This is a genomic window from Natrinema sp. SYSU A 869, assembly GCF_019879105.1.
In the GTDB taxonomy this organism is placed as follows: Archaea; Halobacteriota; Halobacteria; order Halobacteriales; family Natrialbaceae; genus Natrinema.
Map to the genome: position 1 here is coordinate 3,489,470 of NZ_CP082249.1, position 21,822 is coordinate 3,511,291.

A 21,822-nucleotide genomic window follows, 5' to 3' on the forward strand; every position below is an offset into this window, starting at 1 on the left:
CGACGAGGCTACTCGGAACGGAACTGCCGGGAAATCGGGGACTTTTTTCCTCCCATTCTCGTCCGGATAACTGATGAACGAGCGAACGGACCGTGCAAAGACAGTTCTTCGGGCGATCGTTCACGAGATCCGGGTCGAGCGGATCACGTTCATGGCGGGCAGCATCGCCTACCACGCGTTCGTCTCGTTACTCCCGCTGTTGCTGGTACTGTTAGCTGCCGTCTCGGCAGTGGGTGGCCAGCAACTCGAGGACGGACTCGTCTCGGTGACACAGGCGGCCTTCACCCCCGGCGCGGCCGACGTGCTCGTGAGCGAACTCGACGACGCGTCGGCCGAGGCGTCTGTACTCGGACTTGGGGTCCTCGTCTGGGGTGCCTTGCGGATCTTCCGCAGCCTCGATGCGGCCTTCTCCGACATCTACGAGACCCAATCCGAGAACACGTTCGTGAATCAGCTCGTCGACGGCGTCCTCGTCTTCGTCTCCATTGCGGCCGTGGTGGTCGCGATTCTCGCCATCGAGGCGGCGCTGTCGCCGTCGACCGGGACGACGTTCGGATGGATCGGCTACCGTCTCGGGCTCGTCGCCGCCATCGTCGCCGCGCTGTTCCCGATGTACTACCTGTTCCCGGACGAACCCGACATGACGGCTCGAGAGGCGGTCCCGGGCGTGACCGTGACCGCCGTCGGCCTCGTCGTCTTCGAGTCGCTGTTCCGGTTCTATCTCACGTACAGTAGCACGGCCGCCGAGGGGCAGTTCCTCTCGAGTATCCTCGTGTTCCTGACGTGGCTGTACTTCAGCAGCCTCCTCTTGCTCGTCGGGGTCGCCGTCAACGCCGTGCTCACGAACCGGAGCCACGACGTAGACATCGAACCGGTCATCAGTGGTGTTCCGGCCGAAGAAACAGCGTCGGACGCTGCTGTGGACGGGACCGACGACCCCGCGGCCGCGGTCGACCGACTGGCGGAACGGTTGCGGACGGCCGACGAGATGGCGATCATCGTTGACGGCGAATCGGTCGCGCTCCCAGTTCCCAACAGCATCGACGCCGAGACGGACGACTCGTCGCTCCCGGCGATCGGCGACGGCACGAGGATTGAGCTCCGGTGGTCGGCAGCGGACGATGAGTTCGTCGTCAGTGAACCGGCGTCGGGCTCGTAAGTGTCGTTACGGGCCGCGAGCGCGAACCGATGTCACATGAGGTCCCACTCTTCGTCGTCGATCCGGATCGTCGTCAGTTCGTCGCGGTCGCCCAACAGCCGGAAGGCGAAGCCGGCATCGTCGCGTTCGTACTGCAGATCGAGGGTCGTCACGTCGGCCGTCACCTCCGTCGCCGCGCTCGGCTCCTGGTCCCGCGACTCCGGCGGGTTGAGATCGAAGTCGTCGTAGGCGAGACGGGTCGACTCCTCGACGATGCCGTCTTCACCGTAGACGTCGGCGTCGATCCCGTTCGTCTCGGTCTCCCGGACCTCGAGCCGATACGTTTCCATGGACATACCTCGCGTTCGCTCGGCCCGGGAATGGCGATTCGGCTTACATGCGCTGGGGAGCAACTATACGAGCTGTCCCGTTACTCGACGCTCGGTGTCGGCTCGACCAACTGCGCGAGCGCGTCCGTGACCCGTTTGGGCCGCGCCATCGTCCTCGTGGCGCATCGAATCGGGAGCGGCCACGGGAGTCCGCGACGAATGGCGAGTCGATCGTCCGTGAGTTCGACTGACCGCAACTGCCCCCGGGGAACGAACTGGTAATTGAACGTCTTCGATCGGCGGATGCACAGGCCGCTTTCGAAGAGCGTGTACGTTCGAGTTCGCCCACTGGTGATCGCCTGTCCGATTACCGCGCCACCGAACGCGGGCAGCGGATTCATCGCCAGATCGACGGAGTGAGTGAGAAGGATGCCACCGACGAAACAGCCACAGCCGATACCGAATCCAGCTCCTCGAATGAGTCGCCGGTACCAGGTATCCGGACTTGCAGTCCACTCGGCCAGGATCGATTCCCGTTCATGAAGGGAAGCGACGTGCCGGTTCACCGTGATGAGATAGAAGATCATTCCCGCGAGGCTGAGGACGACCAGTTCGATGCCCCAGCCTGACACCCACGTCTCGTAGCCGCGATGCCCGAGCAGTGCGAGAAATGGAACGGCAAAAATCGGGACGAAAATCACTGCAACCGGGAGGAGATACAGCTGTGTCCGCACGAGTACCGTCGCGGGAGCGGTCCACGTATACAGCGAACGGCAACGAGGAGACCGATACACACGCCGATCGTCACGGGCCACTGTGCGGTGTATCCCGACTCGAGAACGTGGCTCGCCACCCCTGAACGAGCAACGCGATGTAGCCCCCTGCAACGATCGAGAAGATCGCGGCCGATGGTTGACGAAGCGACATGTATTCGGTTCGAATCTCCTCTCAGTAATTTCTTTTGGACAATATCGATGTGATTAATAAATCAATGTGAGCGATTACAGCACCCTTGGAGTCGGACTCCGTGTTACCGTGGTTTCAGTAACGAAATACCAATGATGCTCCGAACGGGAACGCTATGGAGTACCGACGAACAGTGCATTCGAGCACCGATTGTCACACTGAACCGTACGGTCCGAGCCGCGTCCCGTCCAGCAGATAGGCCTCGCCATCGGCCAGGCCTGACGGAAGAAACGGTGAGAGAAACGACTGTCCTGTCACGTTGATCCACGTCCCCCCGACGAGGTCGTTGAACGCCGGTACGACGATTACCTTCGGCGGCGACTCGTCCGCCCGCTCGAGCCACGAGACCCCCTCGTATTCGGACCGGTCGCGAAACGGGGCTGGATCGAGCCGTCCACGGAGCCACGCGCGTTCGACGCGGCTGCCGCCGACCTCGTCCTCGAGTCGCACGCAGGGATGTTCGTGACCCAGACAGAGCACGTCGCTCTCGAGGGCGGCTCGCGAGGGCCAGGTGTGGCCGTGACAGATGCCGACGTCGCCGAGTGCGACGCCCTCGCCGGGAACGACGTCGACGGCCGCCTCGACGTCATCGCTCTCCGCGAGCCAGGTTTCGATCCGGCCGTCGTGATTTCCCTTGACGACCATGACCGCGAGGTCACTCGCGAACGATTCGAACAGCACCTCGAGTTCGCCGCGCTCGGCTCCGCCCGGATCGCCGATCGAGTGCATGAGGTCGCCGAGCACGACCAGTCGGTCGGGGTCGGTGCGCTCAAGCAGCGATACGAGTCGCTCGCGGCGGTCGGGTGCCCGACTGGGAACGTCAACGCCGCGCTCGTATCGCAGGCCGGCCTCGTAGCCAGCGTGATAGTCGGCGACGAGCAGGGCTCGTTCGTCCCCGATCACCGCGGTCGCGGCCGGTTCGCCCGGAACGGGCTCGACTCGAGTCGGCGGCGACGCGGGCTCGGCCGCGGCGCGGCGGGGATCGTCTCGCATCGTCGCCCGATCAGATCGCTTTCAGCGTCTCGTCGTCGGGCTCGTAACACTGGCCGCCCATCAAAGCGTCCTGGATGGCGTTTTCGACGTCGTCGGCGGACGCACCGGTGTCCGCAGCGACCTCTTCAATCACCGTCGTCCGGTCGGCACCGTCGCCATCGTCGAGTTCCTCCATCGTCTCGACGACGTACGCCTCGAGATCGACATCGTCGGCCGGTTCAGCCTCGGAGTCGTCGGCATCGGATTCCTCGTCGGTCGCTGGCTCGTCCGCGCCCGATTCCGGTTCCGATTTGTCTTCGGCCTCGAGTCCGGATTCCGGCGGCGCGCCGAGATCGTCGTCAGAGTCGGCGGCTTGTGCACCGGCGGTCTCGTCGTTAGCTGCGGGCTCGTCCTCGCTGGATGCCGATTCGCCCGCTGGCTCGCCGGCTTCGACGTCTTCCGAATCGGGAACGTCGATGTCGGCCTCGCCAGGCTCCTCGACCTCGCTCCCGGTCGTGAACTCCGCACCGAACTCTTCCTCGAGCTGCTCACGTTCCTCTTCGTCCATCTCATACATGCTGTCGTCGACGTCACCGGCACCGAAATCGTCGAGTTCGTCGTCGCCGGCTTCGTCGGACGCCGACTCGGCACTGTCGTCGGCCTCCTCGACAGCGTTGGCCGTCGTCTCGGCAGACTCGGTCTCGAGTGTCTCGCTGTCGGAGCCGGCATCGGCATTGATCGGTTCGGGGTCGGCCGCTGACTCGCTGGCCGTCGTTTCGGCCGCGCCGCCAGCGGTATCCGATTCGTCGGAGATGGCCGGTTCGTCAGTATCGTCGGAGATGGTCGGTTCGTCGCCATCGCTCGCGTCCGCCTCGAGTTCGGGTTCGGCCGTGTCAGTATCGGGCTCGGACTCGATCTCGGTCTCGGTCGTTCCGGTCTCGGATTCGATATCGATGTCGGCAGTTCCGGTCACGTCAGTACTGTCGCTGGTCGCCGTTCCGGCTGCGGAGCCCGAATGCGCGTCCTCGGGGTCGGTCGCCGCGCCGCTCCCGCCGGCCGCGGCCGCGACCGGTTCCGTCGGCGCTGAGTCGGTGTCGGCCTCGGGTTCGGCACTGGCCTCGAGCGCCTCGATATCGACGCCATTGAGGTCGGCGAGCGAGGCGAATGTCGCGTCAAACTCGGGGCTCGTTGCGCCCGGCGCGATGTCGAGTCCACTCACCTGATCGCGGTCGCCCGCGACGACTTCGCAGGCCTCGAGAGCGCAGTCCCGGAGCGCCGCGAGGTACGACGGCGTCGTCCCGTAGTGGTCCTGTGCGAGCGGAATCCCCGCTGCCAGACCGGATTCGACGCCGGCCTCGAGCAGCGCATCGGTCAGCGCCTCACCGCTCGCGTCTCGCGGTGGCTCGGAAGCCGCTTCGCGGCTTCCGTCATCACGAGACGGCTCCGTCGTCTCGAACGACTCTGCCGCTCGACTGTCCGCGGAGCGTGGCTCCGCGCTATCCTCGAGTTCGGCGGCCCCGGCATAGGTACCGATACGGTCGATCGTCTGTTCGGCTGCGCTGACGACCCAGCGGTCCCGGGTATCGGCGTCGACCGTCGCGATGCTTTCGGGACGAATCGAGGTGTAGACCTGATCCGAGTCGTCGGGCTGGAAGGTCCGGGCCTTGCCCGTCACCGCGACGAATGCTGGCGGGTCGGTCTGCTCTAAGAACGCCAGTTCGTCGGGCTGGTACTGGCCGGCATAGACGACGAACGCGCCTGTGGGATCGACGACGCGGGCACGGACCATCTCGTCGTTGACCGACGTGACTTCGGTCAGCGTCCCGACGGCGAAGACGCGATTGAGGCGTGCGCCGGTCGGCGAGATTACGTAGTTCGGGGCCCGCTCTTCGTCGCTCTCGGCATAGGAGAGCGAGGCGTCGTCGTACTCGGCTGCGAAGAGTCGGTAGGCAATCTCTCGTCCTGGAACCTCGTCGTTACTGTTTCCGTTCGCGCTCATGCGTCCACCTCCTCGAGGAAGGCCGTTGCACGGGCGGCCGGATCGTCGTCGCTCTCTTCGAAGCGCTCGGCGTCTAAATTCGCGCCGTACTCGTCGACCGAGAGGTGACCGCGAATGCGGTACTCGCGGCCGACGATGCGCTCGCGGATCCGATCCGCGACGACCTCCTGATCCATGGCTTCACGGGCCTGCTCGAGGGCGTCCTCAAGCGTGCCGTCGTAGACCCGTTCGGTGAGTTCGTCGTCGAGAACGACGGTGACGGTGCCGGTACCGTCGTCGAGGATCGCCTTGACGCGCAGGTCGTCGATCCCGTCGACGTCACCGTGGGTCCGGCACTGTCCCTTCTGGACGACACGGTAGCACTCCGGACAGCGCTGGATGAGGCCGGAACCGTCTCGGACCGCAAGCAGGTTACCTACGACTTCCACGTCGTAGATGCCGCCGGTGGCGACGGCGTCGCCGACGTCCATCGTCGAGGTGTTACTGCCAACGTCGATCTCCCGGTCGATCGCGGTGACCGTCGAGAACTCCGAGACGTTGACTTCGGGGACGCCCCGGAACTCCTGAACGTAGGCGTTCTCGATGCGAACCGTGTCGCCGTCCTCGATTTCGGGGGCTGGATCCCAGTTCGTGAAGGGGAGGCGGCCGCTCTCGTCACCGAAGATGCCGCTCAGGATGTCCGTCTCGCCGTCGCGACCGTCGATCGTCTTGCGCTCGCACTCGAGGACGGTGACCTCGATCGTGACCGCGCGATCGCCGGTCTGGAGGTCGGCCAGCTGCGCGTCGCCACCGATCTCGTGGGGGACCTCGAGCGCGTCGTTCTCGAAGGACAGCGAGGTACTCTCGCCGAGGTTGAGTTCGGGTTCGCCGTCCCACTCGCGGACGCCCGCGTTGCCCGCGGTGATCGTGTCGCCCGGCTCGAGGCCGAAGTCCTCCCATGCGGTGTAGTCGATGACGCCGGTCTCGTCGGCCAGTCGGCCTTCGACGATGACGTGATCGGAGCCCTGATAGCGGATCGATCGTTCGCCCGCCGTGAGGACGACGCCCGTGATAGTGACGTTGCTGTCGTCGGGCGCGATCTCGGCGATATCCTTCGCGGACGGTGTTCCGCCACCGCTGCTGGACCCGTCGCCGTACTTCCGCCGGAGGCTCTGTTTGGCCTCGTCGACCGGGACGCTGTACTCCACTAGATTTTGCAGGTCGTCTTTGACCTCCTCTTTGTCAACACCGAGGTCGGAGGCGAGATCCTCGGCATGATCGTCGAGTTCCATCACTTGCCTTTCGAGTTGGGGCATAAAAAGCGTTCCCGGAGGAGGGTGGAAGTGAATTCGTCGGGCTATCGACGAAGCCGTTCAGCATTGGTTAGTGGGGTCACAGAAACCCCTGTATTCGGAACCGCTCCTGGAACACACGATCAGTACAGCAGATCCACACGTCAGTTCGGAAGAGTCACCTGGCATGCGGTGGCGCGCGCTGTGTCGCGGTGAGCGGACAGTGAACTGCGAGACACTGCCGTACGAGGGACGAGCGAGCTGGGCTGTGCAATCTGGTCGGTTCACGTCAGAGTCCATTCCGAAACAAGAACGACCGCGCTCAACGACTGTAACGATGACAGACAGTGAAGCGAGCTGTCAGGGTCGTGGTGCCGCCTTCTGAAGCGCCGTCTCGGCGATGTTGCCGCCGTAGTCGGCGCTTCGGGACAGTGAGTCGACGATTAACCCCAGCGACTGGGCCTGTACCGGCTCGAGGTCCCGGAGCATGTCGTCGATCTGGCGGGTGTGTTCGTCAATCTCGAGGACGGCCTCGCGGGCGTCGTGCCCGAGCCGGTTGGCCTCCTCGGTCTCGTCGGCGAACAGCGCGTCCATCGCCTTCTCGAGGACGGTCGAGGCGTCGGCTTGCAGTTCCTCGAGACCCTTGGCGACTGACTCGGGGATCTCGTCGAGTTTGAGCGCGATGTTACTGATCTTGGCGGCGTGGTCGGCGACGCGCTCGAGCTGACGCGCACTCGAGTGGAAGTCGAAACAGTCCTCGCGGGGAACGCCAAGTTCCTCAGCGGCGCGAGGCGAGCGAAGCGTCGCACGGAAGATCCGCGAGACGACCAGCCAGAGGCGGTCAACGTCGTCGTCGCGTTCGATCACGTCGTGGGCAATGTCGTCGTCGTTCTCGATCAGCGCCCGGACGGCGTCCTCGAGCATCGACTGGGCGATCAGGCGCATTCGCGTGACGGCGTTGACGATCGACAGCTCCGAGGAGTCGAGCAGGTCCTGAATGACCATGCTGTCGGTCGTCTCCTCGAGTACCTCGACGCCGACCAGCCCCTGGGTCGCGTCGCGAATCGCCCGACGCTGGTCCGTCGTGATCCGGCCTGCCTCGAGCCTGATGATATCGAAGCCGCTGACGTACATCGTCATCACGGCTCGGGTCAGGCGCTCGCCCTCGAGGCTCGAGATGTCGAGGGTGCCTTCCTGCCGGTCCGTTTCGTTTCGGGGTGTCAGCAAGAGCGCGTCGTCCTCGGGATAGAACTCGACGGTCGTCCCGGCGCTGACGTCGTTGTCGGTCGCCCACGTTTTCGGTAGTGAGACGGTGTACGTCGATCCGCCCGTCACTTGGACCTTGCGCGTCTCCATGTGGCGGGGTTTCGACCGCCCGAATATAAATATATGTGTCTCTATAGAGCGATTCGGGATATCGGCATACTCGCCGATTGTGTACTGATTTCGTCGGGCTTCCGGGGAGAGATGTTTGTAGAGGTACTGGTTTTGACGTTGTAAACTATAGTACTATATAGTAATACAGTGGCGACGGTATTCGACCGTTGCTACCTAGTAACCAGTAACAGACGGTTGGTTTCCTGGAGACACCATCAGTGTCGCTTTCAGCGCCGACCGAGTTATCAAGGCCGGCACGGACGCTTCTCGAAGCCGTTGGCTCGCTGATCGCGACCCATTGCGGAGTCAGGACGCTGGTCAGTTGGCCGGTGTGGCGAGCGATATGGTGACAGTCATCAGATTACACTATCAATAACAACCAATCGTTATATACCGCTCACACCGGTCCTATCCCGGCTCTTCTCACCTCGAGTATCAGCCGATAGCGGACGATGACGGCCGCTTCTCGGCTCCTGAATAGATCTATATAGGTGTATGTTCACTCTGAATGATATATACGGCTCATAGCATCGTATTTTATACCCTCTCGAATTCACAACGTGATGGCAGACAACCAGTTCGGACGCTCTGTCGACGGGGTATCGCGACGAAAGTTCATCGCAGCGACCGGTGCAATCGGTGCTGCGACGGCTGCCGGCTGTCTCGGGAGCGACGACGGAAGTAGTAGTGAGTCGCTTTCGGCCGACGGCTCGTCGACGGTCTACCCAATTACGAGCCGAGCCGGATCGCTGTGGAACTCGAATCCGCCCGCCGGCGACGAGGACTATTGGATGCCGGGCGAGTACGATATCGATACCGATCAGAACCTCGCAGAGTACTGGGGCGGCCGCTACGGCTTCGAGTCGGATGGCGATGGCCCGCCGTTCGAGACGTCGATCGGGCTGAATCACACCGGCGTCGGCCTCGAGAAACTGGAGAACGAGCAGGTGGACATCGGTGACGCGAGCGCCCCTGTCGCGGCCGAGTTCCCCGACCGGAGCGAGGACGAACTCGAGGATTTCATCGATCACGTCGTCGGCGTCGACGCACAGCCGATCATGGTCAGCAGCGAGGTCAAAGACGCCGGCCTCGAATCGATCACGCTCGAGGAAGTGAAGGGAATCTATCAGGGCGAGATTAGCAACTGGGACGAAGTCGAGGACTACGGCGGCGACTCCAAGGAAATTCAGGTTATTGGTCGTTCCGAAGGCTCCGGGACGGACACGTCGTTCCGAAACAACGTGCTCGGCGATCCGAACGCCGATATGGAGGTTGACGCTCGCAAGGGTGAAAACCAGCAGGTCCAGACGGTACTGGAGAACTCGGACAACGCCATCGGCTACGCCGGCCTCGCGTTCATCTCGGACGGCGCGCCGATGGTCAATCTCGTAATCGACGGCACGGAGTACACACGAGAGAAGATGGCCGACGAGAGCTACCCGCTCGCACGCGACCTCCACTGTTACACCTGGGAAGACACGTCGGAGAAGGAGGCGGCATTCCTTCGCATGATCTTGCACGACTACGGGCAGGAGAACTTCGTCGAAAATGCGGACTACCTCGGACTGACGGACGAGCGCCAGCAGAGCCAACTGGACAAACTCCCCGAGCCGAGTAACTGAACGCCACGACGTCCACTGCTTTCGCAACTGTACGAACTGATTCACCAATGTTGAATTCATTACGAACGAGTAATTCGTCGGATACCGATGACCGCAACGCAGACGGTGGGCGATCACCCGTCCTCATCATGGGTGGCGCTGCGTTGGTGGGTGTGCTCCTGAGCTTTCTGTTCGTTCCGGGGGTGACGGTGTTTTTCGTCTTCGCGTTTCTCGTGGTGGCCGTGTACGGCTGGGTCGCACACCAGGAGACGACCGCAAAGGGGCTGATGTTCCTCGCGACCATTTCGACGGCACTCGTACTCGTGCTCATCACCGCGTACCTGTTTCTCCGCTCGTTTCCCGCGTTCGAACGGATGGGACTCGACATCCTCTATACGAACGGGGACTACTGGAGCCGCGGTGACGACAGGTACTCGCTGTATCCCGCCATCTGGGGCACCGTCCTAACAACTATCCTGGCGACGCTCGTCGCCGCCCCGCTCGGAGTCGCCTCGGCGATCTTCATCAGCGAGATCGCACCGTCGTGGGCACACGAGATCGTGAAACCGGCCGTCGAAACGCTCGCCGGAATCCCCTCGATCGTCTACGGCTTCATCGGGTTTACGATCATCAACGGCTACATGATGGACAACTTCGGCCTCACCTCGAGCGGCAGTATCGTCGTCGTCGGCATCGTCGTCGGGCTGATGGCACTCCCGACGGTCGCATCGGTCGCCGAGGACGCGATCTCGAGCGTTCCCGATCACATGAAAGACGGGGCCGTCGCGATCGGCGCGACGGAGTGGCAGACGATCAAGAGCGTCACCCTACCCGCGTCCTTCTCGGGGATCTCGGCCGCGGTGTTGCTCGGCGTCGGCCGCGCCGTCGGCGAGACGATGGCCGCGACCGTCATTCTAGGGAACGTGATGCAGTTACCGGAGCCGCTCTCCAATGTCTTTGGCAATACGGTGACGCTGACCAGCCTCATCGCTAGTCAGTACGGCAACGCACACGGGCTCCACATGCAGGCGCTGTTCGCTGCCGGTGTGATCCTGTTCGTGACCGTGATGGCGTTGAGTATCACTGCTCAGCTGATCGAGGCGCGTGTCAAACGGAAACTCGGAGGTGAACTATGAGCGAACGTACTCTGGGAAACCAGTCGCGGAACCCGTTGGCTGTCGAGTATTCGGCCACGCTGGCCGGGCTTTCAATCGTTCCGATCGCGACGTTCCTCGTGGCGTTCGTCATCGGCGGCCTCACGCTGGCCGGCCAGCTTTCCCTCGAGTCGACAGTCCTCGGAATCGGCGTCGAAACCGTCCTGACGATCCTCCTGTTCCTCGCGGGGGGCTGTGTCCTCGCCGCGGGCGTCAGCTCCCGGTACGGCATCACCGAGACCACGCCAGACAGGTCGGCCGGCCTCAGCGTTGCGGTCGGGTTCGGATTCGTCGCGTTTAGCGGGATCGGACTGATTGCGTCACAGACCCTCGGGTTCGGCCGCCTCTTGTGGGTACCACTCGGACTGGTCGCCGGCGTCGTGGTCGCCGGTGCAACTCTGTTCGCGCGAGAAGATCTCGGCGTGACGATTCCCGCCGGCCTGTTTTCGATCATCGCCGGCAGTCTGGTCCTGCTCAACGTACTGACGCCCGCTTGGGCTTGGAGTCCGGCAGGGTTCGGCGTGACGTTTAGTGGGACCGTCTTCATTCCGTTGCTAACGATCGTCACCAGTTTCGTTGCGGCATGGGCCGCAGCAAACGCCCTCGAGGGGTTCGGTGCAGCGGGCCGACAGGCAGGGGCGTTCTTCCTGATCGGCGCGAACGCCGCGCTCATCCTGTTGGTCTTGCTCCTGTTGATCGCCTTCATCGTCAAGAACGGCTTCTGGTACGCGGTCGACGGCATCGAGATCGGGCCGGGCCTGCACTTCCACTGGCCGTTCGTGATGGACGGGTACAACGTCTTCCTCGACGAAAAGGGGATCTATCCGGCGATCATCGGCACGTTCTGGCTCGTCGTCGGTGCCGTCCTGATGGCCGTTCCGATCGGCGTCGGTGCGGCGGTGTTCCTGACGGAGTACGCCGAAGAGGGTCGGTTCACGAGCATGATCGATATCGCGACAAACGGACTCTGGAGTACGCCCAGCGTCGTCTTCGGGCTGTTCGGCTACGCCTTCCTCGTCCCGCGACTCGGGAACAACACGAGCCTGCTGGCCGGGATGATCGTCCTCGGATTCATGCTGCTCCCGCTCGTGCTCATCACGAGCCGCGAGGCGATCAAGAGCGTCCCCGACGAGTACCGGGACGCCAGTGCGGCGCTGGGCGTCTCCAAGTGGGAGACGATCAAGGACGTCACGATTCCCTCAGCGATGCCCGGAATCGTCACCGGGATCATCATCGGCATCGGTCGTATCGCCGGGGAGACGGCACCGATCCTGATCGTCACCGCTGACAGCCCACAACGAAGCTCGGCACCGGCCATCATGGGTTCGTTTGAGCTCACGACTTCGCCGCCGTTCATTGTCAACGAGGCGCTGCTGAGCGGCTCGAGTGCGCTCCCCTACCAGCTGTACGGTGCGATCACGACGGGCGTTGTCGGCGACGATCCGGGATATGGATGGGCGACTGCGTTCATCCTCCTGCTGGTCGTCCTGTCGTTCTACGTGATCGGGATTACCACGCGGATGTATTTCAGAAAGAAACTACAAGCATGAGTAATACACAAAACGCGAGCCGCGATCCGACGGAATCGAACCGGGAACACCGATCGGCCGACGCCGTCACGCAGACCACGGCCGGTGAGTCCCAAGAGAAGACCCAAGCGGAGTGGACCGACTACGAGTTCCGGGGCGAGCCGAAGCTCTCGGTCGAGGATCTGGACGTCTACTACGGTGACGAACAGGCACTACAGGGGATCACGATGGACATCCCCGAAAACAGCGTGACCGCGCTGATCGGCCCCTCGGGCTGTGGCAAGTCCACGTTCCTGCGATGTCTCAATCGGATGAACGACCGAATCAAGAGTGCCAGCGTCGACGGATCGGTCGAACTTGAGGGCGAAGAGATCTATCAGGATGGTCTCGACCTCGTCGAACTCCGCAAACGCGTCGGGATGGTCTTCCAGTCCCCGAACCCGTTCCCGAAAACGATTCGGGACAATATCGCCTATGGGCCACGCAAGCACGGTGAGATCGAAACCGGACTCCTCGCACGGCTACTGGGTGACGACTCGAGTAAGCGGGAACGGGAACTCGTCGAACGCTGTCTCAAACAGGCGGCCCTCTGGGAGGAGGTCAGCGACCGACTCGACGACAACGCGTTGGGCCTCTCCGGCGGTCAGCAACAGCGGCTGTGCATCGCCCGCTGTCTCGCCGTCGATCCCGACGTCATCCTGATGGACGAGCCGGCCTCCGCGCTGGACCCGATCGCGACCGCGAAGATCGAGGATCTGATCGAGGAGTTAGCCGAGGAGTACACGGTCGTCGTCGTGACCCATAACATGCAACAGGCCGCCCGGATCTCCGACCAGACGGCGGTCTTCCTGACCGGCGGGGAACTCGTCGAGTTCGACGACACCGGCAAGATCTTCGAGAATCCGGAGAGCCAACGCGTCGAAGACTACGTCACCGGCAAGTTCGGGTGATGACCCGAACGGGCTACCGAGAGCGTCTCGAGCGCCTCCGCGAGGCAGTCGTCGCAATGGGCGATCTGGTCTCCGAGCGACTCGCCGACGCCATCACTGCACTGTTTACCGACGATCGAACGCTCGCCGGCGAGGTGATCGCCGGCGACGATGCGATCAACGATCGCTATCTCGACATCGAACACGAGTGTCTCGACCTGCTCGCACTGTACCAGCCCGTCGCCGGCGACCTCCGATTCGTCGTCGCCGCCTTTCAGATCGTCACCGATCTCGAGCGGATAGGTGATCTCGCGACCAACCTAGCGGGGTATACGGTGGATTCGACCGGAACCGCGCCGACGCTTCCCGACGTCGATTTCGAACGGATCGCCGCACTTGCGCTCGAGCTGGTCGAGGATTCGATTAACGCATTCGTGACGGACGACGCGACGGCCTGTTTCGCGGTCGCCAACCGGGACGACGAACTCGACGACCGGTGTGCCGTCGTGATGGAGCGTCTCGTTCAGACCCTCATCGACGTACGCGTCGACGGCGACGGTCGAATCGGCAGTCAACCGGGCCGGAACGTATCCGGTGACCGACCAATCGAGGACGTACTCACGGACGTCTCGCGAACGTTCGTGATCGTCCGTGACCTCGAGCGTGTCGGCGATCACGCGGCGAACGTGGCCGCCCGAACGCTATACGCACTCGAGAGTAGCGAGGAGTTACTTGCGTGACCGTCTCGCGTTCGAGACCACTCCGGGAGAGCCGGACAGGAACCAGCTATTCTCAAAGGCTCGTGTAGTCGAACTGTCGTGAGGTGCGTGTGAGGAATGGTAACTCACGGGCGGTCGAGGGAACATCCCTCAATTTCGGAGGGGGTTTGTTGGATAAAATTGATCTATATCCGAATAGGGATCTATTGATCGATATACACGACACATAGCATCGTATTTTTATATGCTTCCGTGTCGTTGACGTGATGAGAATCGACCAGTTCGATGGGGCTCTCCGGGGGGTTTCGCGGCGGCAATTTATTACGGCGACGGGTGTGGGGGGTGCGACCGCTCTCGCTGGCTGTCTCGGGTCCGATACCGACGACGATGATGACCCCGAGACCACCGATCAGGGCGAACCCGGGGGCAGCGAGGAGCTCTCGGGCGAAGTCACGGTCACGGGCTCGAGTACGGTCTATCCGATTTCCGAGGAGATGGCCGCCCGTTTCATGGCGGAGAACCCGGCAGTAACCGTCACGGTCGAGTCGACCGGGAGCGGTGGCGGGTTCGAACGGCACTTCTGTCCCGGCGATTCGGATATCAACGGTGCATCCCGGCAAATCAAGTCCACGGAGAAAAATCACTGCGCAGAAAACGACGTCACACCGGTCGAGATGCAGATCGCGGGCGACGCGCTGACGATGGCTGTCAGCACCGAGAACACGTGGGCGGACTGTCTGTCCTTCGACGAACTGGCCCGAATCTGGAGCGAGGACGGTGCTGAGACGTGGGCCGAGATCGACTCCGATTGGCCCGACGAGGAGTTCGAACTCTACGGCCCCGACACGACGTCCGGAACGTACGACTGGTTTACCCAGACAGTTGTCAGCAGGGTCGGCCCCCATCGGAGCGACTACGTCGGCACCGAAGACGACACGACCATCGTTCAAGGGCTCGAGGAGAGCCCGTACGCGATGGGCTATTTTGGCTTCTCTTACTACGCAGAGAACGAAGACCGAGTCACGGCACTCGATATCAAAGCGAACAAGGGCGACGCCTGCGGAGAACCGAGTCTGCAGGCGGCCAGCGACGGGACGTACCCGATGGCCCGCCCGCTGTTCATGTATCCCTCCGCAGAAGCCCTCCAGCGCGAGGAGGTTTCCGAATTCGTCCGGTTCTACCTCGAGAAGGCGACGGCCGAGTGGATCGCGGACAATGTCAACTACGTGCCCTCGAGCGACGAGCAGTCCGCCGCAAATCTGGATAGGCTCGCGGAGATCGCTGGCGAGTAACGCGACCCGAGTTGCTTCTACGATCTAGATTCGATGTTGTATCGGTCGACGTTGTTTATCGCCGAGTGACGGGGCGGGACACCCGATCCTGTCGAGCAGCGGCGAGTATAGTCGCCACTGAAACGGTTTACACGCTGATCGCACAGCTATCATGCGATCTGGTGTGCAGTGACTGCCAGTGGCTCCTCTAGTTCTGGACGGTCCGTATCGTCATGACGCCGGCACTCGAGGCGTCGACGGCTGGACCGGTCTCCTCGTCAGTCGCTCGAATGGGATCGGTACGGCGAAACCCGAACCCGACGCTGTCATGCGATTGGAATCCTGCAGTATCGTGACGAGTATCTATATATGTCGCTATTGTTACGCCAAGAATGTAGTCAAAACATGGGACATCGTTCGGATCCGAATATACAGAACGGCAACCATTGGCACATATATGCGTTTCGTGTACTGCTATCGGCACTCGCTGTGATACCGTCATTTCTTCCCGGGATTACATATCTCTATATAGCACTCATAGTAGTATACTTACCTGCTCTGTGGCTTCAATTCGGTGATGTCGAGAGATACCACGGCGTCTTTGTCGACCGGCTTCGGTCGACGTGATTTTCTCGCCGCGGCAAGCGTTGCCCTCTCCGGCGGCTTGGCCGGCTGTACCGGCGTCTTCGCCGCGGAGGGCAACCAAGTAAACATCGCGGGAAGCAGCACGGTGTTTCCCGTGACCGAGGCGATCGCGTCCGCCTTCTCCGAAGAGAATCCTACGATCAACCTCTCGCTCAGTAAGACCGGGACGGGTGGTGGGTTCGGGAACTTCTTCTGTGCGGGACGAACCGATATCAACAACGCGAGCCGATCGATCGCGGATGCCGAGATCGAACAGTGTGGCGACAGCGATGTCACGCCGCTCGAGTTCCCGATCGCGACGGACGCGCTGACGGTCGTCGCCAACCCGGACGCGGACTGGGTCGACTGTCTCACCGTCGAACAACTCCGCGAGATCTGGCGCACCGACGGCGCCGAGCGCTGGAGCGATATCAACGAGGAGTGGCCCGATCAGGAGTTCGAACTCTACGGCGCTGCGACGACCTCGGGCACGTTCGACTACTTCAACGAGGCGATCCTCGGTGAAGAGGCAAACCACACGGGCGACTACTACGCGACCGAGCGCGATCGATCGATCGTTCAGGGCGTTCGCGGCTTCCAGAACGCGATCGGATACTTCGGCTTTGCGTACTACAGCGAAAATCCGGATCGAATCAAAGCAATCTCGATCGATAATGGAAACGGCTGCGTCGAGCCGTCGATCGAGACGGCTAAATCCGGCGAGTACAGGCCCCTCTCGCGACCCCTGTTCATCTACGTCGCCAAGGAATCGCTCGCGCAACCGGCAGTCCGGGACTTCGCTCGCTTCTACATGGAACGAGCCACGACGGATCTGGTCTCCGATGTCGGCTACGTCCCGATCACCGAAACCCAGCGCGACGAGAACCTCGAGAAACTCGAGACCGCGATCGAGGAGGTGACCGAATGAGCCAACCGGACTTCTCTCACGACGGCATTCGCACCGCACGCGGCACGGTGTTCCGATACCTCTTCATGCTGTGTGCGCTCCTGTCGATTCTGACGACCGCCGCAATCATTCTGACGCTGGTCGTCGACGCGATCGCGTTCTTCCAGACCGTCTCGCCCGTCGAGTTCCTCACGGGCACGCGATGGAGTCCAACGAACGAACCGATCGCGTTCGGCGTCCTGCCGCTGATCTCGGGGACGCTGATCATCACCGTCGGCTCAGCGATGATCGCGCTCCCGATCGGCCTGCTGACCGCGATCTATCTCAGCGAGTACGCCTCCGAGCGCCAGCGAGCGTACCTCAAGCCCGCACTCGAGGTTCTGGCGGGCGTCCCGACGGTCGTCTACGGCTACTTCGCGCTCGTCTATGTCACGCCGGCACTGGACACGTTCTTGCCCCTGTCGACGTTCAACGCGCTCTCGGCGTCGATCATGGTCGGGATCATGATCATTCCGATGGTCTCCTCGATCAGCGAGGACTCGATGAGCGCGGTGCCGGACTCGCTTCGCGAGGCCAGTTACGGCCTCGGTGCGACGAAGTTCACCGTCTCCACGTCTGTCGTCGTTCCGGCGGCGCTGTCGGGCATCTTCTCCTCGTTCATCCTCGCGCTTTCGCGAGCGATCGGCGAGACGATGATCGTCGCCATCGCCGCAGGACAGACCCCGCGAATGGCTGACGTGGCCGATCCGGCGGGGATGTTCCTGGATTCGATCCAGACGATGACCGCCGCGATGGTCCAGATCGGGACCGGCGACATCGTCGGTCAAGGCGTCGCGTACAAGAGCCTCTTTGCGGTCGGACTGGCGCTGTTCATCATCACCTTCGTTATGAACCTCATCAGCGAAATAGTTGCGTCACGCTATCGGGAGGTGTATCGCTAATGGCGGCCGACACACAGGACGCATCCGCCGACGCGGGCTTCGGTCGGATCAGCCGAACGAAAGACGTTGCCTTCCGCCTGATCGCGCTTGCGGCGACTCTCGTCGGCATCGTCTCGCTCGCACTGTTGCTGGCGAACGTCACCGTTGACGCCGTTGGCTGGCTCGACTGGCAGTTCCTCACGAATCCACCCCATCCGAACCCGTACGAAGCAGGATTCCTGCCGGCACTGATCGGCTCCATCGCGATCATGCTCCTGATCGCGCTGATCACGTTCCCGCTGGGGGTCGGCGCGGCAGTCTACCTCGAGGAGTACGCCAGCGACGGGTACCTTACACGATTCATCCAGCTCAACATCGCCAATCTCGCCGGCGTCCCGTCGGTCGTTTACGGCCTGCTGGGACTGGGACTGTTCATCGGTCTCCTGAACATCGGCTACGGGACGATACTGGTCGCCGCGTTTACCGTCTCCCTGCTGATCCTCCCTATCGTCATCATTTCGGCACAGGAGGCCATCCGGGCGGTACCCGACTCCCAGCGGCAGGCCTCCTACGGGATGGGCGCGACGAAGTGGCAGACGATCCGCAACGTCGTTCTGCCGCGGGCGATGCCCGGTATCATGACCGGGACGATCCTCGCACTGGGCCGTGCGATCGGCGAGACGGCGCCCCTGATCATGATCGCGGCACCGACGACCGTGTTCGGAGCCCCGACCAGCCTCTTTAGCAAGGTCAGCGCGATGCCCCTGCAGATCTACAACTGGGCGTCCTACCCCCAGACGGAGTTCCAGTACGGCGTCGTCGCCGCCGGCGTCGTCACGCTGCTCGTCGTCTTGCTGACGATGAACTCGATCGCGATCGTCATCCGGAACCGATATCAACAGCGCACCTGACAATGACTAACGAACAGATGACTTCCTCGGAAACGGAATCGACCGACGACCAGCCTGCCCCGACGCCGGGAACCGACGGCCTCGCCGATCCCGCCGACACTGGCGGGGAGACGATGATGGACCGGACGCTCCTCGAGGCACGAGATCTGAGCGTCTACTACGGTGAGGAACAAGCACTCGCCGACGTGGACATCGAGATCCCCGAAAAGAAGGTCACGGCGGTCATCGGCCCCTCGGGCTGTGGGAAATCGACATTCCTCCGGTGTATCAATCGGATGAACGACCTCGTTGACAGCGCCCACGTCGAGGGAGAACTGCGCTTCGACGGGAAGAACGTCTATGACGATGACGTCGATCCGGTCGCCTTGCGCCGGAAGATCGGCATGGTCTTTCAGTCGCCCAATCCGTTCCCCAAGAGCATCCGCGACAACGTCGCCTACGGGCTGAAGGTTCAGGGCAAGGACGATAACGTCGACGAGAAGGTTCGAACCGCCCTCGAGCGGGCTGCGTTACTCGAGGAAGTCGAAGATCAACTCGACTCGAGCGGACTAGACCTCTCCGGTGGCCAGCAACAGCGGCTCTGTATCGCACGGGCGATCGCACCCGATCCGGACGTGATCCTGATGGACGAGCCGGCCTCGGCGCTGGACCCGATCGCGACCTCGAAGATCGAGGATCTGATCGAGGATCTCGCCGAGGAGTATACGGTCGTCATCGTTACGCACAACATGCAACAGGCCGCTCGGATCTCCGATAAGACAGCGGTCTTCCTGACCGGCGGGGAACTCGTCGAGTTCGACGACACCGACAAGATCTTCGAGAACCCCAAACACGACCGCGTCGAGGACTACATCACCGGCAAGTTCGGATAGATCGGTCGTCGCGTTCGGTTCAGTTTTCCATCGGAAGCGTCGTTTCGTCGCCCTTCTCGTTCAGGTCTGATATTTTCATAAGTCGAATTGGATAGTCTCGCGGGCAACTAAGTGTCTTTTGCTTACCATGTCGCTTATTATACGACATACCATGGTTCGATGGACGATGGTCGCCGATGGGGTCCATATCCTGCTGAGCCTGACACTGGTCTTGCTGCTCTTTCGAGCCGAACGGCCCGAACCGTATCTCGTGTCGGCGCTCGCCGCCGCCTTCCCCGACATCGATATCGTCATCTTTCCGCTGCTGGCAGATCTCGGGTATGGAGAGGGAATTCTGTGGAGTCATCGGGCACTGACACACTCGCTTCTGGCCGGGGTCGTCGTGGTCGGCCTACTCGCTTATTTCGGCCCCTGGAGGGCCGCTGCCGTCGGGTTCGGTTCCCATCTTGCAATGGATCTCCTGAGCGGTGGCGTCCGCCTGTTCGCTCCGATCGACGATACGCTGTACGGGGCGTCGTTCGATTGGCTCTTTCTCAATACCCTCACGGCGGCTGTCGCAATAACCGTGATCCTCGGTGGGTTACTCGCCATGAAATACGACTTCAGCTATCGGGTGCCCGCATCCACTCCAAACCCGGTACTCGAGTGGTTCCGATAGTACGATCCCGCTCGACCGGCCGAGACCGTCTCTATCGGACCGTTTGTCTTCGCGTCGCGGCTTTCTCCAACCCTCACGTCGCGGATCGTCGGTACCGATCCACGCCTCTCACCGGGCTCGTCTTCGAGCCCGATGTCTCTTCGAGACGGCCCAGCGGTTCGGCGAGCGCGAGGAGGGTGGCACGGAGGTGCTCCTGACTCCGTAGCCGGCGGAGAGAGGGGTTCGCACACAGTCTTTATCAGTAACGAGCGATCTTTCACAGTATGGCCAGAAAATCCTACCAGGAAAAGCTCACGGAAGTTCGTGAGGACGTCCTCTACATGAGCGAGGTCGTCATGGAACGGCTTCGAATGGGCCTAGACGCGCTCGAGCAGAAAGACGAGGACCTCGCCCGCGAAGTGATCGAGGGCGACGGCGAGATCAACCGGATGTATCTCGACCTCGAACAGGACTGCATCGACCTGCTCGCGCTCCAGCAGCCGGTCGCGAGCGACCTGCGATTCATCGCCGCGTCGTTCAAGATCATCACCGACCTCGAACGGATCGCCGACCTCGCGACCAACCTCGGCGAGTACACGATGGACGCCCAACGGGACCTGTTCCCTGACGTTGATGTCCAAGAGATGGGCGAACTGACCCTCGATATGCTCGAGGACGCGATGCTCGCCTATGATACCGAGGACACCGACACGTGCCGGGAACTGGCAGCCCGTGACGACGAACTCGACCAGTTCGCCGAACGGGCGAGCGAGATCGTCGTCCGGGACCTCATCGAGCGCGAACTCGAGTCGACTGACAAAGTCGAACGGATCCTGCAGGATGTCTCGCGGCTCCTACTGACGATTCGCGACCTCGAGCGGGTCGGCGATCACACCGTCAACATCGCCGCGCGGACCCTGTATATGGTCGAGAACGACGACGAACTCATCTACTGACAAGAGTCCGCGGGGAGCGCCCCACCGGACGTCGGACCGCGTCACCCGCTCGTTTCGTTAGCGCTCTCGTTGCCGCCGGTTTCGTTGCCAGCAGTTTCGTTGCCACCGGTCTCGTTGCCGCCAGTTTCGTTGCCATCACTGCCGCCACCGCCGCCACCGATCTGGAGATCGCCGACCATCTGGGCCTCGTGGGGCTGACAGACATACTGAGCCATCTCGCTGCTCGCCGTGATGTCCAGCATCTGGCTGTCGTCCGGCTCGGAAACCACTTCTGTCGAGAGGTCATCGACTACTTCGTCGCTATCGTTACGAATCTCGATGTTGTGGCCCGATCCGTCGCCTTCCGTCCAACCGATCGTGTAGTCTTCACCCTCCTGCAGGATGAGTGTCGGATTCTCCATCCCTTCGATCTCGGACGGTGCGAGACCCTCCCAGTAACTAGTCTGGCCGCTGAATTCGACCGTCGTGCCGGGCTCAATCTCGACACCGTCACCACCGCCGCCGTTACCGCCACCGTTGCCGCCGCCGTTACCATTGCCGTTGCCTCCGCCACCACCGCAGCCGGCGATAAACGCCGTCGAAGTCGCGACACCGGTCAACTGAAGCATTCGCCGTCGGGATAACCGATCGTCTCGTGCCATCAGGTTGACTTTGCGCTCAACGGGAATAGTCGAATACCCGTCTACTGCGTGGGTGTCAAGTACGGGGCGGTTTGAGGCCGCGTATCGCCAATTTCCGAT

21 protein-coding genes are annotated in these 21,822 nt (G+C 62.2%); 13 read left to right on the top strand and 8 right to left on the bottom strand.

Annotated features, from left to right (window positions below; all coding sequences use genetic code 11):
• Positions 1-73 precede the first annotated feature (73 nt).
• Positions 74-1,159, top strand: coding sequence for a YihY/virulence factor BrkB family protein (locus tag K6I40_RS25525; RefSeq protein ID WP_222918160.1), 1,086 nt, complete (start codon positions 74-76; stop codon positions 1,157-1,159).
• A gap of 32 nt (positions 1,160-1,191) precedes the next feature.
• Here K6I40_RS25525 and K6I40_RS25530 read toward each other — a convergent pair whose 3' ends face one another.
• The 7 genes from K6I40_RS25530 to K6I40_RS25555 form a co-directional block, all read right to left on the bottom strand.
• Positions 1,192-1,494 (bottom strand): hypothetical protein, encoded by a 303-nt coding sequence (locus K6I40_RS25530; protein WP_222918162.1) that lies wholly within the window; start codon positions 1,492-1,494, stop codon positions 1,192-1,194.
• Between the two features lie 74 nt (positions 1,495-1,568).
• A complete protein-coding gene (locus tag K6I40_RS25535) occupies positions 1,569-2,201 on the bottom strand; it encodes a hypothetical protein (protein ID WP_255681865.1) in 633 nt (210 codons plus the stop codon).
• Positions 2,202-2,271: 70 nt separating this feature from the next.
• Entirely contained in the window at positions 2,272-2,394 is a 123-nt protein-coding gene (locus tag K6I40_RS28775; RefSeq protein WP_255681866.1) for a hypothetical protein, read from the bottom strand.
• Between the two features lie 192 nt (positions 2,395-2,586).
• A complete protein-coding gene (locus K6I40_RS25540) occupies positions 2,587-3,426 on the bottom strand; it encodes a metallophosphoesterase (RefSeq protein WP_222918164.1) in 840 nt (279 codons plus the stop codon).
• 10 nt (positions 3,427-3,436) lie between these two features.
• Positions 3,437-5,404, bottom strand: coding sequence for a hypothetical protein (locus tag K6I40_RS25545; protein ID WP_222918166.1), 1,968 nt, complete (start codon positions 5,402-5,404; stop codon positions 3,437-3,439).
• The gene (locus tag K6I40_RS25550) at positions 5,401-6,675 is read right to left on the bottom strand and encodes a Single-stranded DNA binding protein (RefSeq protein ID WP_222918168.1); all 1,275 of its coding nucleotides are present in this window, start codon (positions 6,673-6,675) and stop codon (positions 5,401-5,403) included. Before K6I40_RS25550 ends, K6I40_RS25545 begins: the two co-directional genes overlap by 4 nt.
• A 360-nt stretch (positions 6,676-7,035) precedes the next feature.
• Positions 7,036-8,031 carry a phosphate uptake regulator PhoU gene (locus K6I40_RS25555; protein WP_222918170.1) on the bottom strand — a complete coding sequence of 332 codons (996 nt, stop codon included), beginning with the start codon at positions 8,029-8,031 and terminating at the stop codon, positions 7,036-7,038.
• 584 nt (positions 8,032-8,615) lie between these two features.
• On the opposite strand from K6I40_RS25555, the gene K6I40_RS25560 reads away from it, so the two are divergent.
• From K6I40_RS25560 to phoU (K6I40_RS25615), 12 genes are all read left to right on the top strand, one after another.
• The gene (locus tag K6I40_RS25560; RefSeq protein ID WP_222918179.1) at positions 8,616-9,674 is read left to right on the top strand and encodes a substrate-binding domain-containing protein; all 1,059 of its coding nucleotides are present in this window, start codon (positions 8,616-8,618) and stop codon (positions 9,672-9,674) included.
• A 47-nt stretch (positions 9,675-9,721) separates the two neighbouring features.
• Complete coding sequence (gene pstC / locus K6I40_RS25565; RefSeq protein ID WP_255681867.1) at positions 9,722-10,789, top strand: phosphate ABC transporter permease subunit PstC; 1,068 nt, start codon at positions 9,722-9,724, stop codon at positions 10,787-10,789.
• Positions 10,786-12,357, top strand: a complete 1,572-nt coding sequence (pstA, locus tag K6I40_RS25570) for a phosphate ABC transporter permease PstA (RefSeq protein ID WP_222918181.1) — start codon at positions 10,786-10,788, stop codon at positions 12,355-12,357. Before pstC (K6I40_RS25565) ends, pstA (K6I40_RS25570) begins: the two co-directional genes overlap by 4 nt.
• Positions 12,354-13,286 carry a phosphate ABC transporter ATP-binding protein PstB gene (pstB, locus tag K6I40_RS25575; RefSeq protein WP_222918183.1) on the top strand — a complete coding sequence of 311 codons (933 nt, stop codon included), beginning with the start codon at positions 12,354-12,356 and terminating at the stop codon, positions 13,284-13,286. Before pstA (K6I40_RS25570) ends, pstB (K6I40_RS25575) begins: the two co-directional genes overlap by 4 nt.
• The gene (phoU, locus tag K6I40_RS25580) at positions 13,286-14,005 is read left to right on the top strand and encodes a phosphate signaling complex protein PhoU (protein WP_222918186.1); all 720 of its coding nucleotides are present in this window, start codon (positions 13,286-13,288) and stop codon (positions 14,003-14,005) included. The genes pstB (K6I40_RS25575) and phoU (K6I40_RS25580) overlap by 1 nt, the downstream gene beginning before the upstream one ends.
• 245 nt (positions 14,006-14,250) lie before the next feature.
• Positions 14,251-15,276: a phosphate ABC transporter substrate-binding protein PstS family protein gene (locus K6I40_RS25585; RefSeq protein WP_222918197.1), complete on the top strand. Its 1,026-nt coding sequence runs from the start codon at positions 14,251-14,253 to the stop codon at positions 15,274-15,276.
• 556 nt (positions 15,277-15,832) lie between these two features.
• Entirely contained in the window at positions 15,833-16,807 is a 975-nt protein-coding gene (locus K6I40_RS25590) for a PstS family phosphate ABC transporter substrate-binding protein (protein ID WP_222918199.1), read from the top strand.
• Entirely contained in the window at positions 16,804-17,727 is a 924-nt protein-coding gene (gene pstC, locus K6I40_RS25595) for a phosphate ABC transporter permease subunit PstC (RefSeq protein ID WP_222918201.1), read from the top strand. Before K6I40_RS25590 ends, pstC (K6I40_RS25595) begins: the two co-directional genes overlap by 4 nt.
• Positions 17,727-18,617 carry a phosphate ABC transporter permease PstA gene (gene pstA / locus K6I40_RS25600; protein WP_222918203.1) on the top strand — a complete coding sequence of 297 codons (891 nt, stop codon included), beginning with the start codon at positions 17,727-17,729 and terminating at the stop codon, positions 18,615-18,617. Before pstC (K6I40_RS25595) ends, pstA (K6I40_RS25600) begins: the two co-directional genes overlap by 1 nt.
• 2 nt (positions 18,618-18,619) lie before the next feature.
• The gene (gene pstB, locus K6I40_RS25605; RefSeq protein WP_222918205.1) at positions 18,620-19,489 is read left to right on the top strand and encodes a phosphate ABC transporter ATP-binding protein PstB; all 870 of its coding nucleotides are present in this window, start codon (positions 18,620-18,622) and stop codon (positions 19,487-19,489) included.
• Between the two features lie 166 nt (positions 19,490-19,655).
• Positions 19,656-20,147, top strand: coding sequence for a metal-dependent hydrolase (locus K6I40_RS25610; protein WP_222918207.1), 492 nt, complete (start codon positions 19,656-19,658; stop codon positions 20,145-20,147).
• 263 nt (positions 20,148-20,410) lie between these two features.
• Positions 20,411-21,082, top strand: a complete 672-nt coding sequence (gene phoU / locus K6I40_RS25615; protein WP_222918209.1) for a phosphate signaling complex protein PhoU — start codon at positions 20,411-20,413, stop codon at positions 21,080-21,082.
• A gap of 41 nt (positions 21,083-21,123) precedes the next feature.
• On the opposite strand, the gene K6I40_RS25620 is transcribed toward phoU (K6I40_RS25615), so the two are convergent.
• Positions 21,124-21,690: a plastocyanin/azurin family copper-binding protein gene (locus K6I40_RS25620; protein WP_222920462.1), complete on the bottom strand. Its 567-nt coding sequence runs from the start codon at positions 21,688-21,690 to the stop codon at positions 21,124-21,126.
• Positions 21,691-21,822: the final 132 nt, after the last annotated feature.

Excerpts from the sequence above, each read along its gene's own strand:
- K6I40_RS25620 (WP_222920462.1), bottom strand. The coding sequence starts at position 21,690 with ATGCTTCAGTTGACCGGTGTCGCGACTTCGACGGCGTTTATCGCCGGC.
- K6I40_RS28775 (WP_255681866.1), bottom strand. The coding sequence starts at position 2,394 with ATGTCGCTTCGTCAACCATCGGCCGCGATCTTCTCGATCGTTGCAGGG.
- pstA (WP_222918203.1), top strand. The coding sequence starts at position 17,727 with ATGGCGGCCGACACACAGGACGCATCCGCCGACGCGGGCTTCGGTCGG.
- pstC (WP_255681867.1), top strand. The coding sequence starts at position 9,722 with ATGTTGAATTCATTACGAACGAGTAATTCGTCGGATACCGATGACCGC.
- K6I40_RS25540 (WP_222918164.1), bottom strand. The coding sequence starts at position 3,426 with ATGCGAGACGATCCCCGCCGCGCCGCGGCCGAGCCCGCGTCGCCGCCG.
- K6I40_RS25555 (WP_222918170.1), bottom strand. The coding sequence starts at position 8,031 with ATGGAGACGCGCAAGGTCCAAGTGACGGGCGGATCGACGTACACCGTC.
- pstC (WP_222918201.1), top strand. The coding sequence starts at position 16,804 with ATGAGCCAACCGGACTTCTCTCACGACGGCATTCGCACCGCACGCGGC.
- K6I40_RS25550 (WP_222918168.1), bottom strand. The coding sequence starts at position 6,675 with ATGGAACTCGACGATCATGCCGAGGATCTCGCCTCCGACCTCGGTGTT.
- K6I40_RS25545 (WP_222918166.1), bottom strand. The coding sequence starts at position 5,404 with ATGAGCGCGAACGGAAACAGTAACGACGAGGTTCCAGGACGAGAGATT.
- pstB (WP_222918183.1), top strand. The coding sequence starts at position 12,354 with ATGAGTAATACACAAAACGCGAGCCGCGATCCGACGGAATCGAACCGG.
- K6I40_RS25590 (WP_222918199.1), top strand. The coding sequence starts at position 15,833 with ATGTCGAGAGATACCACGGCGTCTTTGTCGACCGGCTTCGGTCGACGT.
- phoU (WP_222918186.1), top strand. The coding sequence starts at position 13,286 with ATGACCCGAACGGGCTACCGAGAGCGTCTCGAGCGCCTCCGCGAGGCA.
- K6I40_RS25560 (WP_222918179.1), top strand. The coding sequence starts at position 8,616 with ATGGCAGACAACCAGTTCGGACGCTCTGTCGACGGGGTATCGCGACGA.
- K6I40_RS25530 (WP_222918162.1), bottom strand. The coding sequence starts at position 1,494 with ATGTCCATGGAAACGTATCGGCTCGAGGTCCGGGAGACCGAGACGAAC.
- pstA (WP_222918181.1), top strand. The coding sequence starts at position 10,786 with ATGAGCGAACGTACTCTGGGAAACCAGTCGCGGAACCCGTTGGCTGTC.
- K6I40_RS25525 (WP_222918160.1), top strand. The coding sequence starts at position 74 with ATGAACGAGCGAACGGACCGTGCAAAGACAGTTCTTCGGGCGATCGTT.
- K6I40_RS25585 (WP_222918197.1), top strand. The coding sequence starts at position 14,251 with ATGAGAATCGACCAGTTCGATGGGGCTCTCCGGGGGGTTTCGCGGCGG.
- pstB (WP_222918205.1), top strand. The coding sequence starts at position 18,620 with ATGACTAACGAACAGATGACTTCCTCGGAAACGGAATCGACCGACGAC.
- K6I40_RS25610 (WP_222918207.1), top strand. The coding sequence starts at position 19,656 with ATGGTCGCCGATGGGGTCCATATCCTGCTGAGCCTGACACTGGTCTTG.
- phoU (WP_222918209.1), top strand. The coding sequence starts at position 20,411 with ATGGCCAGAAAATCCTACCAGGAAAAGCTCACGGAAGTTCGTGAGGAC.